A 14575-nucleotide genomic window follows, 5' to 3' on the forward strand; every position below is an offset into this window, starting at 1 on the left:
TCATCGATGGAGTTGTTCGGCGCTTGGCGTGCTGTACCCTTCCGGCTCGATCTGGAAGGTGGTGTGCGGCACGGAAACGGGGAAATGCTCGCGCAGGCAATCCTGCAGCTGGCGCAGCACTTCGGTGGCCTGTTCCATCGTGGTGTCTCGTTCCACCACCACGTGTGCCATGAGAATCGGCATCCCCGTGGACACGGTGCTGGCGTGCAGATCATGCACGGCCACCACTCGGGGCACGTTCTCCATGTGCCGGCGCACCGCGTCCAGGTCCAGGCCCTCCGGCGTTTCCTCGAGTAGCACGCGTACCGCGTTGCGCAGCAGCAGCACGGCGCGCGGAATCATGAGCAGTGCGATCAGGCCGCCGGCGACCGCGTCGAAACCGTCCCAGCCCGTGCTCATCATCACCACGGCGGAAATCACCACAGCCACCGAACCAAGTGCATCGTTCATCACTTCAAGGAACGCGGCCTTCATGTTCATGTTGTCGGCCCGCTGCGAGGCGAGGATGAAGATCGAACCGACATTCGCCGACAGGCCCAGGATGCCGAAGAACAGCAGCAGCCCGACGTCCTGCACGGCCTCGGCACGTCCACCGAAGAGTCTCATGCCGGCCTCCGCAAGCGCATACACACCGACGACGAGCAGCACCAGCGCGCCGCATGCGGCGGTGAGCACTTCGAGTCTAGCCCAGCCCCATGTACGGCTGTTGCTGGGTTTGCGCCGCATGAGCATCGCCGTCACCGTGGATGCGATGAGCACGGACATGTCCGTAAGCATATGACCGGCATCCACAAGCAATGCCAACGATCCGGTGATGACCGCGCCCACGACCTCGGCCACGAACACAGTGCCCGTCAGCGTCAATGTCATGGTCAGCCTCCGCTGATGCGCGCGCGATTCGTCCGCGGCAGTCGAACCGCTCGCCGAACCGTGCCCCGTTTCATGCCGATGATGGTCATACGCCATAATCGTCACCTCCACTGCTCATCAATTCGGCCTGTTTTGCCGAATACCGTACGTTGCGTCGTCCTCAAAAACGGCCGGATTGAGACCGCTTCTCACAACCATTCTCATTTGCCCCAAAACGCAGGAAACCCCGGCACAAGGCCGGGGTTCCAAGCATGATTCTCCGTTACGACCCACTCATGCGGCCGCATCGGAACGAATATCCGACTGACGCGTGCGACTTCAAGGCGCACCGAGGGAAGCGGTACTGAGTACCGCGACCGAGGAGCAACGCGGAAGGCGCTCCGTCAGTCGGATATTCGTCAGAAGCCGAACTGGGCGGCGGTTTCCTTCAGCGTCTCCGCGGAGCGCTTGAGGGCCGCGAGCTCCTTGTCGGAGACCGGGGTGTTGATGGCGGTGTTGACGCCCTGACGGTTGAGGAGGGTTGGCACGGACATGCACACGTCGGAGATGCCGTGGAAGTCCTTGAGCATGGAGGACACCGGCAGGATGCGGTTGGTGTCGTGCAGAACAGCCTCGATGATGTCGACGCCGGACATGCCGATGGCGTAGTTGGTCGCGCCCTTGCCGTTGATGATCTTGTAGGCCGCGTTCTTGACTTCCTGGTGGATGGCTTCGCGCTTCTCGGCATCGAGCGGCTCGTGGCCCGGCAGCGGGGTCCAGTCGCACATCGGAACGCCGCCGATGGTGGCGGAGGCCCACAGCGGGACTTCGGAGTCGCCGTGCTCGCCGGCGATGTAGGCGTGGACGTTCTTAACGTTGACGCCGGTCTGCTGTGCGATCAGGAAGCGCAGGCGGGCGGAGTCGAGGTTGGTGCCGGAGCCGAAGATCTGGTTCTGCGGCAGGCCGGTGATCTTCTGGGCGACGTGCGTGGCGATGTCGACCGGGTTGGTGATGAGCATGTAGATGGCGTTCGGGGCGACCTTGACGAGGTTCGGCATGATGGCCTCGAGGATCTTGACGGTCGCGCCGACGAGCTCGAGACGGGACTGGCCGGGCTTCTGGCGCGGGCCGGCGGTGATGACGATCATGTCGGCGTCGCGGCAGATCTCCGGATCGTCGGAGCCGTCGATGGAGACGGTCGGGTAGAAGCTGGAGCCGTGCTGCATGTCGAGCACTTCAGCCTCGACGCGCTCCTTGGCGATGTCCTCGAGGACGATCTCGCGGGCCACACCACGGTTGGCGGCGGCGAAGGCGAGCGTGGAGCCGACGGCGCCCGCTCCGACGACGGCGAGCTTGGTGGGCTTGATGAGTGATTCAGCCATGTTGTTAGCGACCTCTCTTAAAAATCTGCCGATTGTGTCGGCTTTTTCTCCAAACAACACATTCACTTTATCCACACACGGTGACGTTTCTAAAATCACGTAGTCGACGGATTCTGTGATCTTGCTCACAACGACTATCGACATCGCCGATGACCGGCCATAACCCGAGTCGATATGCAGCCTGTCGTCGGCCGGCCATATCCGGCACGCCGCGATGACACTCCCGAAGCCCTCCCGGACGACTTCCGGCGCTCAGTCAATGGCCTGTTCAACCACCTGCGCGGCAAGCCGGCTGCCGACTTCAGCCTCGACCATCATGCCGTCGTCGCGGTATTCGACGTTGATCACGTGCCCGTATTCACGGATCTTCGACAGCAGCGACCCGGCCGAATACGGCAGTAGGGCCTGCACGTGCACGTTGGGCACGGGCAGCATGGATTCGATCCTGTCTCGCAGCCCGTCGATGCCTTCTCCGCTGAACGCGGAGACGACGTACGCGTCGGGTTCGAGCGCGAGGATGCGTTCGCGCGTCGCCTCGTCCATGCGGTCGGCCTTGTTGAACACGAGGATGCGCGGAATGTCGGCCGCGCCGTCGATGTCGGCGAGCACGTCGTTAACCGCGTCGATCTGCGAGAACGGGTCGGGGTGCGACCCGTCGACCACGTGCACGATCAGGTCGGCTTCGGCGACCTCCTCCAGCGTGGATTTGAACGCTTCGATGAGCTGCGTGGGCAGTCGGCGCACGAAGCCGACCGTGTCGACGTAGGCGTAGAGCCGGCCGTCCTTGGCGCGGGCGCGGCGCACGGCCGTGTCCAGCGTGGCGAACAGCGCGTTTTCGACGAGTTCGGCCGAACCGGTGAGCCGGTTGGTCAGCGATGATTTGCCGGCGTTCGTGTAGCCGACGACGGCGACGGTCGGCAGCCCGTAGCGACGGCGGGAGCCGCGCTTGACCTCGCGCGCCGGCGCCATGTCGCGGATCTGCTTGCGCAGTCGGGCGATGCGCGTGCGGATGACACGGCGGTCCATTTCGATCTTCGTCTCGCCCGGGCCTCGCGAACCGATGCCGGCGTCCGCGCCGGCCGCGCGGCCGCCGGCCTGGCGGGACAGGGAGCCACCCCAGCCGCGCAGTCGCGGCAGCATGTATTCGAGCTGAGCGAGTTCCACCTGCGCCTTGCCTTCGCGCGACGTCGCGTGCTGGGCGAAGATGTCGAGGATCACGGCGGTGCGGTCGACGACCTTGACTTTGGTCGCATCCTCGAGCGCACGCCGCTGGCTCGGCGGCAGGTCGTCGTCGACGATGATCGTGTCGGCCTCCTCGCGCGCTACGATGTCGGCGATTTCGCGGGCCTTGCCGGAGCCGACGTACGTGGCCGCGTCCGGACGGTACCGGTGCTGCAGCAGGCCGTCGCATACGACCGCGCCCGCGGTTTCGGCGAGCGCGGCAAGCTCGCGCAGGGATTCCTCGGCGGCGGCCGCAGTGGTCGTGGCCGACGACCACACGCCGACGAGCACGACGCGTTCGAGGCGCACCTTGCGGTATTCGACTTCGGTGACGTCCTGCAGTTCGCCGAGGCCGGCGACGTGCTTGAGCTGGTTACGGGATTCGCGTTCCTCCCATGCCTCGTTGGACTGTTCGGAGGACGCGACGCCGCGATCGTGCGCGTCGAGCAGCACGTCCGACTGGTCGGCCAGCACGCCGGTCAAGGCGGGTCCCTCCTCCGCGATGGGCTGGTTCACGACGGTCTTTTCGCTGGCGGACTGCTGGCTTTGCTCGCTCAATGGCACCTCTTGACTGGCTCTCTTGACTCACGATTGAACTATGGTGGTCTTTATTATCATCGTTTTGGACGACATGGAGTTCGCGCCGGGCTTCACGGCCGGATGGCCGGCTGGCATGGCGGCGCGCAGGCAGGCAAGGAGAGGCATGGCCGAGCAGTATTTTTCCGCCGAACCCACTTCGAAGGACGTGCGCCGCACGCTGAACGTGACGTTGCAGGGGCGTGAGGTCCCGGTCGAAACGTCAAACGGCGTATTTTCCGGCTCGCGTCTTGACTTGGGCACGTCGGTGCTGCTGCGCGAGGTGCCCGAGCCGCCGTCGTCCGGCACGTTCCTCGACTTGGGCTGCGGCTGGGGTCCGGTGACGCTGTCCCTGGCGCTCGCCGCACCGGACGCCAACGTGTGGGCGGTGGACGTGAACGAGCGCGCGCTGGAGCTGACGGCCGCGAACGCGAGGCGCAACGGTTGCGCGAACGTACATGTGACGCGTACCGACGAGTCGGGCGTTCCCCTGTCCGCGCAGTCGCCGGCCGTGTGCGAGGCGATGCCGGACGATCTCGCCTTTGACGTGATCTGGTCGAATCCGCCGATTCGCATCGGCAAGGATGCGCTGCACGCGCTGCTTATGGCGTGGCTGCCGCGGCTGAAGCCGGAAGGCGGTGTCGCCTATCTGGTGGTGCAGAAGAATCTTGGCGCCGATTCGCTGATCCCTTGGCTGGCCGGCGAGCTCGGAGACGGTTTTGAGGTGTCGAAGTATCATTCGGCCAAGGGGTACCGCGTCATCGAAGTGGTGCACAACAACTAGCGACTAAAGCAACGAGACGCAACGGGACATTCAGACATTCAGTAGTCAGGAACATATGAAATTCGAATATCCGTCCGAATTGCCGGTGTCGGCCGCGCGCGACGAGATCGCCGAGGCCATCCGTCACAGCCAGGTCGTGATCGTGTCCGGTCAGACCGGTTCCGGTAAGACCACGCAGCTGCCGAAGATCCTGCTCGAGCTAGGCCGCGGATCTCACGGCCGTCAGATCGTGCACACGCAGCCGCGTCGTCTGGCCGCGCGCACGGTCGCCGAACGCATCGCCGCGGAGATGGGCGTGCGGCTCGGCGACGAGGTCGGCTATCAGGTGCGGTTCACGGACGAAAGTTCGCCGAAGACGCGCCTGCGCGTCGTCACGGACGGCATTCTGCTCGCGCAGATCCAGCGCGATCCGAAGCTGAACCAGTACGACACGATCGTCATCGACGAGGCGCACGAGCGCAGCCTGAACATCGACTTCCTGCTCGGCTATCTGACGGCGCTTCTGCCGCAACGGCGCGACCTGAAGCTCGTGATCACGTCGGCGACGATCGATTCGGTGAAGTTCAAGGAGCATTTCGAGCACGCGCTGCACGAGAAGGTGCCGGTGATCGAAGTGTCGGGTCGCACGTTCCCCGTGCAGATCGTGTATGAGCCGCTCGGCACCGCGCCGGCGCTCATGCGCAACGTGCCCGGTTTCGAGACCGGCGCAATGCCCGGCGAGGAGGCGTACGCCGCGCTGTCGGCCGCGCCGAGCGCCGCGGAGCGGGGCGGCAATGGGGGTGGCCGCAACACGGACCGCGACACCGACATGGATATGCCGACTGCCGTGGCGCGCGCCTGCGCCGAACTGGTCATCCATTCAAGCCATGAGCGCGGCGCCCGCGACATTCTCGTGTTCGCGTCGGGCGAACGCGACATCCACGAGTTCGAGAACGCGTTGCGCCGCCATTACGGCCCGCGCGCCGACGACATGCGCCGGCCGGACGAGATCGAGATCATGCCGCTGTTCGCGCGTCTTTCGGCCAAGGACCAGCACCGCGTGTTCGAGCCGCACACGCACCAGCGCATCGTGATCGCCACGAACGTGGCCGAGACGTCGCTCACGGTGCCGGGCATCCGCTATGTGGTCGATCCGGGTACCGCACGCATTTCCCGTTATTCGAAGACCGCGAAGGTGCAAAGGCTCCCGATCGAACCGATCTCGCAGGCGAGCGCCGACCAGCGGTCCGGCCGATGCGGCCGTATCGCGGACGGCATCGCGATTCGCCTATATTCGCGCGAGGACTACGAGACGCGCCCGCGGTTCACCGAACCGGAGATCCTGCGCACGTCGCTGGGCGCGGTCGTGCTGCACATGCTGTCGGTGGGAGTTGCGCGCACGGCCGAGGACGTGACGAATTTCGGGTTCATCGACCCGCCGGACATGAAGGCCGTCTCGGACGGCTTCAACGAGCTGACCGAGCTCAAGGCCGTGGCCCGCAAACGCGGCGAGGTGGTGTTAACGCACGTCGGCCGCCAGCTGGCACGCATTCCGATCGACGTCAGGCTTGGCCGCATGGTGATCGAGGCCGCGAAGTCGACCACGCCGGACACACTGGCCGCGGTGCTCGTGATCGTGGCGTTCCTGAGCCTGCAGGATCCGCGCGAACGCCCGGACGAGGCGCGCGACGAAGCCGACCGCATCCACAACCGCTACGCCGACCCGACCAGCGACTATCTGACCGCCCTGAACATCTGGGACCGTATCTTCCAGGCGGACGGCGAACCGAGCAATTCGGCGCTGCGCCGCATCTGCAAGACCGAATACTTCAGCTGGATGCGCGTGCGCCAGTGGAAGGATCTGGTGAACCAGCTCACGGACATGTGCCATGAGCTGAAGTTCACGGTCGGCACGCCGCAGCCGGCGTCACGCCCAGGATTGGAGATCCGCCAGCTGCCGATCAACCAGCAGGCGGCCGGCTCCCTGCGCTGCTCGTGGGACGACCGGGGCATCCACACGTCGATGCTCGCCGGACTGCTGTCGATGATGGGCATGCAGATCGTCCGCGAGCCGAAGGCATCGGATTTCACCGGGCTCAAGGGCGCGGCGCGTGCGAAGGCGATCAAGCGCGCGCAGAAGATGGCGAAGAACGACTATCAGGGTGCTCGAGGCACGCATTTCGCGCTCTTCCCCGCCTCGAGCGTGGCCAAATCCACCCCGCCGTGGGTGATGAGCACCGAACTCGTGGAGACGAGCAGACTGTGGGCGCGCTATTCTGCGGCGATCGACCCGGCGTGGGCGGAGCCGCTGGCCGGCCAGCTCACGCGCATCACGTACGCGGAGCCGCACTGGTCGGGTTCGCGCGGTTCGGCCGTGGCGAGCGCGAAGGTGCTGTTGTACGGCCTGCCGATCGTGCAGGACCGCACCGTGCAGTGGGGACGCATCAACCCGCTTGAGGCGCGCGATTTCCTGCTGCGGCAGGGCCTGGTCGAGGGTGATATCCAGCAACGGTTCAGCTACGACGAGTTCGTGGGGCGCAACCGCGACATTCTCGATGAGGCGGCCGACGACGCGAGTCGCACGCGCCAGCTTGCCGAAACGGTGAGCGACGAGGATCTGTTCGACTTCTACCAGTCCGTTATTCCGAACGACGTGACGTGCGTTGCGGATCTGGCGAAATGGTGGAAGAAGGAGCATGACGAGCATCCGCATCTGCTCGACTTCGACCCGGACAAGGTCGAGCGTCTCGCCGCGGCCGAGTCGGTGAGCCTCGCCGACTATCCGGACCACTGGCACACGCTCGGCACGGACGGCCAGCCGATTGACCTGCGGCTGAGCTACGTGTACGACCCGCACGACCCGCACGACGGCGTGACCGTGCATATTCCACTCAAGGCGCTCTCGCGGCTCACGCCCGCACAGTTCAGCTGGAACGTGCCCGGTCTGCTCGACGAGCTGATCGTGGGGCTGATCAAGTCACTGCCGAAGGCGCTGCGCGTGCAGTTCGTGCCCGCGCCGGACACGGCACGTAAGATCCGCGCATGGATCGACGAGCATTATCCCGACCTGCCTGGTTCGGGCGAACGCAACAAGCCGAACCTGCCGCCGGCCGGCGCGGACGGCGCGACCGGTGACGCGACGTCCGGAGCTGCCGCCTGGCCTGATCTGCCGCACGTGTTCACGCAGGCGGCGATCGCGACCGTCGGCGCGCAGATCCACCCGGAAGTGCTCACCGGCGACCTGTGGGAGAAGCTGTCGCCGTATCTGCGCATGACGTTCGCGGTCGAACAGCAATTGCCCGCGCCGAAAAACGCGCGCGGACGCCGCGGCGGACGCGGGCCGGTCAAGGTACTCGGCTCGGGTAAGTCACTGGTCGAATTGCAGCGCAAATTCGCGGCCGAAGCGGAAGCGTCGGCGCGGCAGATGGTCAAGAAGCAGGCCGACCGGGCCGCCGATCAGGGCAAACTCGTCGAACAGGCGAACCTGCTGCACAAGGCGGGCGCGACCACCGAATCGCGCGCCAACATGCTCTGGCACGGCGCGCTCGACGCGCTGCGGCTGCCGTCCGAACGCGTCTCGTCGCGCTGGCTCGGCGCGGAGGCGCTCATGCTCGCCTCGGCCCCGTACAAGTCCACCAAGGATCTGGTGGAGGATCTGCAGCTGGCTGCTGTCAAGCGGCTGCTGCCGAAGGTGGACACGCTGCCGGACGACGATGCGCTCGCCGACGCCGTGCTGGGCGTCACAGAAGTGTTTGAGGACACCGTGTACGCGGTGGCGCACGACGTGATCGCGATTCTCAAACGCTACGCGGAGGTCGACAAGGCCGTGTCCGGTAAGGCTGATCTGCCGATGCTGTCGGTGCTGCAGTCGGTGCGAGAGCACATCACGACGCTCGTGTTTCCCGGATTCGTTGGCGCCGCTCCCCCGGACGCATTGGCGAACATCCCGCGCTATCTGCAGGCGGACATGATGCGCCTGGCTAAGGCGAAGTCGGATAAGAACCGCGACGTGCGCTGGGCGTGGGAGGCCGACGAGGCGAGGCAGCTGGTAGACAAGGCCAAGGCCCGCGCCAAGGCCGAACCAGCCGGGCCGCGGCACGAAGAACTGGCTAAGAAAGCGGACGCCGCGCGCTGGATGCTCGAGGAGTTCTACGTGTCCCTGTGGGCGCAGGAGCTCGGCACCGCCAAGCCGGTGAGCCTCAACCGCATCAAGAAGGCACTGGCCTAGCGCCTTGCGGAAGACGAAACCGTCACCTCAGCAATCAAGTGACGGTTTCGTCTTGTCTTGAAGCGTATCGCCGCCGGCCAAACCGAGACGACTACAATGTCGCTGCGATGACACAGCAGAAGCATACGGATCACACATCGCACGACGATACGACAGGCAAAAGCGCATACCGGCGCAACAACAACGGCAGCACAACGGGCAAGAATCGCAGCAACGCAACCAAGAAAACCGGAACATCCCGAAAAAACGCCACCGGCAAGACGTCCGCCAAGCGAGGCGGCGGCAGCCGTCGGCCACATTCAGCAGCCCAATCAACACGGCCCGCACAAACAGCACAGACACAACAGACAAAGGCACGCGCAACGGACAAGGCGACCGGCAACAGCCGCAATCGCAGACAGTCCAAACGCTCCAAACGCTCCCCCATCGCGCGATGGAAGCGCCGCTGGCATGCGCTCAAACCGGCGCAACGCGTCAAAACCATCGTCGTAACGCTGACGGCCGCCATCTGCGTCGTCGCACTGTCCGTGCTCTCCGTGCACTTCGTCCAGTGGCGCATCGCCGTGCGCGCGGCCGAGGCGCGACAGCTAGCACTGACGCAAACCTACGACTTCGACCCGGGCGACATCATCTCCGACGGCCAGTTCTTCAACGCGAACGCGATGAGCGAAGCGGAAATCCAGTCGTTCCTCGACGAGCAGGGTGCCAGCTGCTCCGGCAACCAGTGCCTCAAAAGCAAAACGTTCGACACGTCCAGCAAACCGGCCGACGAGTATTGCTCGGCCTACGAGGGCGCCAAGAAGGAAACCGCCGCGGCGATCATCGCCAAGTCGGCGCAGGCGTGCGGCATCAGCCCCAAAGTGCTGCTCACCGTATTGCAAAAGGAGCAGCAGCTCGTCACCGCGGCCAAGCCGACCGCGTTCCAGTACAAGGCGGCCATGGGCTTGAGCTGCCCGGACGACGACAGCTGCGACCCGAAGTACGCGGGCTTCTTCAACCAGGTGTACGGTTCGGCCGCACGCTACCGGTACTACGTCGCGCACGAGGACCGGTACGGGTATCACGCGAACGCGCTCAACTACATCCAGTACCATCCGAACGCAAGCTGCGGCGGCACGAACGTGTTCATCCGCAACAAGGCGACCGCCCTGCTGTACATCTACACGCCGTATCAGCCGAACGACGCCGCGCTCAAGGCCGGGGCCGGCGAGGGCGACGCCTGTTCAAGCTACGGCAACCGCAATTTCGCGATCATCTACCAGAGCTGGTTCGGCGCGATGCGCTAGCCGGCCCCGCTTGGACTCCTCTAGTCTTTCTTGAGATAACGCCCCATCGCGAACGTCGTGGCGACCGCGCACAGCGAGAAGACCGCGCCGAACGGGCCGATCCACGTCAGGCCGAGATGGTCGTTGACGAGACCGCCGACGGCCGAGCCGATCGCGATGCCGATGTTGAACGACATGGAGTTGAGTGAGGCGGCCAGGTTCATCGAACCGGGGTGCGCTTCGGCGGCCACGTCCATGTACAGCACCTGCGAGGATGCGTTGAACAGGTACATGAACATGCCGAGCGCGACGAGCAGGATCGCGCCGTAGACCGGAATCACGCGGGCCAGCGCCAGCGAGCACAGCAGCACGCCGTGCGCGAGGAACACCCAGCGCAGATGGTAGAGCGGCTCCACTCCCCTGCCGCGCTCGGCGAGCTTGCCGGCATGCAGGTTGCTCCACAGGCAGGCGACGCCGTACACGACGAGGCCGATGCTCAGATACTGTTCGGGCACGTGGATTTCGTCACGCATGATCGGAGTCAGATACGTGTAGAACACGTAGCTGGAGCCCGCGCCGAACACGACCGCGAGCACGCCGAGCCAGATGCGCACGTCGAAGAACAGGCGGAACTGCGGCAGGAAGCCGACCTTCATCAGATGGCTGTTGCGCGGCAGCACGAGCAGCATCAGCACGATGAGCGCGACGGTGAGCGCGTCGATCAGATGGAACGACCAGCGCCAGCCGAACGTGTTCGCGATCCACGTGCCGACCGGCACGCCCACGACCGACGCGATCGAGAAGCCGGAGAACACCCACGCGATGAACTTGGTGCGGTATTTGTCGGTCGTCACGTCGGGCGCGTACGTCATGGCGATCGCGACGAGCGTGCCTGAGACGAGCGCGATCATGATGCGCGCGACGACGAGCACGGCGTAGTTCGGTGCGAACGCGCACAGCACGTTGCCAGCCAAGAACACGCCCATGAGCGTCAGGTGCGTAGCGAAGCGCGGGAAGCGCGCAGACAGCGCGGAGCCGAGCGGCGTGACCGGCGCGTACACGAACGCGAACAGCGACACGAGGTTGCCGACCGTCACTTCGGACACGGACAGGCCCTTGGCGATGTCCGGCAGGATGCCGACGACGATGAACTCACTCATGCCCAGCATGAAGCTGATCGCGACGAGCGTGATTACGGGAAGCGTAAAAAAGCGGGTGCCGACGGCACCCGCGTTCTTGGTTGAGGTCATGGAGACGATACTACAACTTGGGCAGGTACGTCTTGAGCTCGTACGGCGTGACCTGGCTGCGGTACGCCTCCCACTCCCGCCGCTTGTTGCGGATGAAGTACTCGAAGGCGTGCTCGCCGAGCACGTCGGCCACGAAGTCGGACTTCTCCATGATCTTGAGCGCTTCGTCGAGGGATTCCGGCAGCGGCTGGATGCCCATCGCCTGGCGTTCCTCGTCCGTGAGCTCCCACACGTCGTCGCTGGTTGGCTCGCCGAGTGTCATCTGCTTGTCGATGCCGTCGAGGCCGGCGGCCAGCAGCACCGAGTATGCGAGATACGGGTTCGCGACCGGGTCGAGCGCGCGGAACTCCATGCGCGCCGAATTGCCCTTGCCGGGCTTGTACTGCGGGATGCGCAGCAGAGCGGAGCGGTTGTTGTGACCCCAGCAGATGTAGCTGGGAGCCTCGTTACCGCCCCACAGGCGCTTGTACGAGTTGACGTACTGGTCGGTGACCGCGCAGATTTCGGCCGCGTGGTAAAGGATGCCGGCCGCGAACTGGCGGGCCGTCATCGACATGTTGAACTCCTGCCCGGCCTCGTAGAAGGCGTTCGCGTCGCCTTCGAACAGGCTCAGGTGGGTGTGCATGCCGGAACCCGGCGCGTCGGCGAGGGGCTTGGGCATGAAGCTGGCGTGGATGCCGCGCTCCAGCGAAATCTCCTTGACCACCGTGCGGAAGGTCATGATGTTGTCCGCCGTTGTCAATGCGTCGGCGTAGCGCAGATCGATCTCATTCTGGCCGGGGCCGGCCTCGTGATGCGAGTATTCCACCGAAATGCCCATCTGCTCAAGCATGTTCACGGTGGCGCGGCGGAAGTCCATGCCGGGGCTGCGCGGCACGTGATCAAAATAGCCACCCTCGTCGATCGGGGTCGGGGCCTTGGACCAGTCGTCCTGGGATTCGAACAGGTAGAACTCGATTTCGGGGTGCACGTAGAACGTGAAGCCCTTCTCCTTCGCCTTGGCGAGCGCACGCTTCAACACGTGACGCGGGTCGCCGAGCGACGGTTCGCCGTCCGGAGTGAGGATGTCGCAGAACATGCGCGCGGTACCCTGCGGGCCGCCGCGCCACGGCAGGATCTGGAAGGTCGACGGGTCGGGCTGGACGATCATGTCGTCCTCCGAAACGCGCGTCATGCCTTCGATCGCCGAACCGTCGAAGCCGAGCCCCTCCTCGAACGCGGCTTCAAGCTCAGCCGGCGCGATGGCCACGGATTTCAGCGTGCCCAGAACGTCGGTGAACCACAACCGAATGAAGCGCACGTCGCGTTCCTCGACCGTGCGCAGCGCAAACTCCTGCTGTTTATCCATAACGCCCTATGGTTCCATCGCCGTGTTACGACGTTCGTTAACACAAGCCGTTCGCGGTATGGTAGTGGATTATGAGCGTGAATGAGAGCAATATCCTGGCCTCGGCCAATGCCGACCGGCCGATCATCGACATGCGGTCGTGGCAGCAGGCCGACACTCCGGACGAACGCGAACAGGCGGGGCTCGAACGCCGGTTCCGCATGCCGCTGGAAAGTCACGCGCTGTGGCAGGTGCGCGAAGGCCGCCGCGACGTGATCGGCCTGCTGGAGGAGCAGTCGCGCGTGCGCGTGCAGGATCTGATCCCGCTGCGCTACCAGCGCATGAGCGTCTCGCCGTTCACGTTCTACCGCGGCACGGCGCTCATCATGGCGAACGATCTGGCGCGCACGCCGGTCACGGGCATTCCGGTGCAGGCCGTAGGCGACGCGCACATCGGCAACTTCGGCATGTTCCGTTCTCCGTCAAACCGTCTCGTGTTCGACATCAACGACTTCGACGAGACGACGACCGGACCGTGGGAGTGGGACATCAAGCGTCTCGCCGTGTCGGTGGAGATCTGCGGACGCGCGAATGGCATCCGCAAGCTGGAACGCCGGGCTGCGGTTAAGCGCTGCGTGCACTCGTACCGCGATCATCTGATGCAGTACGCGCAAATGGACTATCTGGACGTATGGTACGACCACATCGACGTGGAGGCGGCGCTCGACCATTACGAGCGTACAATGAACGGCCGGCGCAACCGCACGCTGCGCGACGCGGCCGACAAGGCGGCCGTCAAGGATTCCAACCGCGCCGCCGCGAAACTCACGTACCGCGACGGAGACAAACTGCGTTTCCGATCCAAGCCGCCGGAGCTGACGCCGATCAGCGAACTGCACGACTACGCTGATCTGGAGGCACTGCAGGGACGTCTGGAAACGTTGTTCAACAGCTACCGTCATTCGCTGTACGAAGATCGCCGGCATGTGCTCAGCCATTACACGTATCACGACACGGCCCGCAAGGTGGTGGGCGTCGGTTCGGTGGGCACGCGCGCGTGGGTGTCGATCATGACCGGGCGCGACATCAATGATCCGCTCATGCTGCAGATGAAGGAGGCGAACGAGTCTGTGCTGGAGCGGTTCGTCGGCCGCTCCCCCTACGCCACGCACGGTGAGCGCGTGGTGCAGGGCCAGAAGCTGATCCAGTCGACCGCGGACGTGCTGCTCGGCTGGGCGAGCTTCATGGCCGAGGACGGTCACCCGCGCGACTATTACGTGCGCCAGTTCTGGAACGGCAAGGGGTCGATCGACATCGACCATCTCAACGATCTGGCGCTGTCCGATCTGGGGCGCATGTGCGCTCGCTGCCTGGCGCACGCGCACGCGCGCACCGGCGACCGCATCGCGATCGCGTCCTACGTGGGTGAAGACGAATCGTTTGACGAGGCGATCGCCTCGTTCGCGAGCGCCTACGCCGATCAGAACGACGCCTACTACGCGCTGTTCAAGCAGCTCATCGACTCCGGCGAGCTGCCCTGCGCATAGCATTCACGCCGTGCCATGGCGTGACCACGTGTAATTCCCATCGTGTAATCATCCCCATCGTGTGACAGGTCACGCGATGGCAATATGAACGTTGTTGCCATCGCGTGCAAAGATCATTCCTCATGCGATGGAAGGCAAACGATGCACATCCATCATATGAGTCGAAA

The 14575-nt window shown here is 64.7% G+C and carries 9 protein-coding genes; 4 read left to right on the plus strand and 5 right to left on the minus strand.

Annotated features, from left to right (window positions below; all coding sequences use genetic code 11):
• The 3 genes from BBIA_RS00090 to hflX all read right to left on the minus strand — a co-directional run bounded on the left by BBIA_RS00090 (position 1) and on the right by hflX (position 3968).
• Positions 1–966 (minus strand): cation diffusion facilitator family transporter, encoded by a 966-nt coding sequence (locus BBIA_RS00090; protein ID WP_033495105.1) that lies wholly within the window; start codon positions 964–966, stop codon positions 1–3.
• 302 nt (positions 967–1268) lie between these two features.
• Positions 1269–2231, minus strand: a complete 963-nt coding sequence (locus BBIA_RS00095) for an L-lactate dehydrogenase (RefSeq protein WP_033495107.1) — start codon at positions 2229–2231, stop codon at positions 1269–1271.
• 252 nt (positions 2232–2483) lie between these two features.
• Complete coding sequence (gene hflX / locus BBIA_RS00100; protein WP_152600615.1) at positions 2484–3968, minus strand: GTPase HflX; 1485 nt, start codon at positions 3966–3968, stop codon at positions 2484–2486.
• 187 nt (positions 3969–4155) lie between these two features.
• Between hflX and BBIA_RS00105 the strand changes: the two genes are divergently transcribed.
• The 3 genes from BBIA_RS00105 (at position 4156) to BBIA_RS00115 (ending at position 10305) form a co-directional block, all read left to right on the plus strand.
• Positions 4156–4812 (plus strand): class I SAM-dependent methyltransferase, encoded by a 657-nt coding sequence (locus BBIA_RS00105; RefSeq protein WP_051923580.1) that lies wholly within the window; start codon positions 4156–4158, stop codon positions 4810–4812.
• A gap of 55 nt (positions 4813–4867) precedes the next feature.
• The gene (locus BBIA_RS00110) at positions 4868–9019 is read left to right on the plus strand and encodes a DUF3418 domain-containing protein (RefSeq protein ID WP_033495111.1); all 4152 of its coding nucleotides are present in this window, start codon (positions 4868–4870) and stop codon (positions 9017–9019) included.
• Positions 9020–9444: 425 nt separating this feature from the next.
• A complete protein-coding gene (locus BBIA_RS00115) occupies positions 9445–10305 on the plus strand; it encodes a hemagglutinin (protein WP_238548378.1) in 861 nt (286 codons plus the stop codon).
• Positions 10306–10325: 20 nt separating this feature from the next.
• On the opposite strand, the gene BBIA_RS00120 is transcribed toward BBIA_RS00115, so the two are convergent.
• Both BBIA_RS00120 and glnA read right to left on the minus strand, forming a co-directional pair.
• Positions 10326–11534, minus strand: a complete 1209-nt coding sequence (locus tag BBIA_RS00120) for an MFS transporter (RefSeq protein WP_033495113.1) — start codon at positions 11532–11534, stop codon at positions 10326–10328.
• A gap of 10 nt (positions 11535–11544) precedes the next feature.
• On the minus strand, positions 11545–12882 hold the full coding sequence (gene glnA / locus BBIA_RS00125; RefSeq protein ID WP_033495115.1) for a type I glutamate--ammonia ligase: 1338 nt from the start codon (positions 12880–12882) through the stop codon (positions 11545–11547).
• A 77-nt stretch (positions 12883–12959) separates the two neighbouring features.
• Between glnA and BBIA_RS00130 the strand changes: the two genes are divergently transcribed.
• The gene (locus BBIA_RS00130; protein WP_033495188.1) at positions 12960–14408 is read left to right on the plus strand and encodes a DUF2252 domain-containing protein; all 1449 of its coding nucleotides are present in this window, start codon (positions 12960–12962) and stop codon (positions 14406–14408) included.
• Positions 14409–14575 lie beyond the last annotated feature (167 nt).

Source organism: Bifidobacterium biavatii DSM 23969 (assembly GCF_000741165.1).
Lineage (GTDB): Bacteria > Actinomycetota > Actinomycetes > Actinomycetales > Bifidobacteriaceae > Bifidobacterium > Bifidobacterium biavatii.